Source organism: Knoellia subterranea KCTC 19937 (assembly GCF_000768685.1).
Classification (GTDB): domain Bacteria; phylum Actinomycetota; class Actinomycetes; order Actinomycetales; family Dermatophilaceae; genus Knoellia; species Knoellia subterranea.
In genome coordinates, this window is record NZ_AVPK01000033.1 from 1 (window position 1) to 448 (window position 448).

Sequence of the window (448 nt, forward strand, 5' to 3'; positions counted from 1 at the left end):
CATGAGGTTGCTCGGGCTGGTGGGTCCGGTCGGCCAGGGTCGGACGTGGTCGAGGTCGCACTGGCGTGCCGGGACGCTGCAGCCGGGGAAGCGGCAGCTGCCGTCCCGCAGCCGCACCAGTCGCGCCATGGGGTCGGGGATGCGGTAGGCGTCGACGAAGTCATCCCACGCCGCCGTGCCCGTGGTGTTACTGGTGTCTGTCTGATTCCTGGCGTGGTCGGCGGCTCGTTCCCGGGCACGCTGGGCGCGGCGGGCCTGTTCCTGCCCGCGGGCGAACGCTTTCGGCACGTCACCGTGCCGGAGTGCGCCCGTGTCGGTGTCGCAGCCCAGGTCACGCTTCGGATCGGACATTCCGGCAGCGTCGAGCCAGCCCTTGCGGACGAATGTTGTCCCGGGACCACCCAACCCGCCGACCTCGACCAGATCCTCCCCACCACGCTGCCCCGGC

General features: G+C 71.4%; 1 pseudogene. It reads right to left on the minus strand.

What is annotated here, in order from left to right:
* Nucleotides 1-448 (minus strand): annotated as a pseudogene (locus N803_RS18670) (HNH endonuclease); the annotation flags it as partial.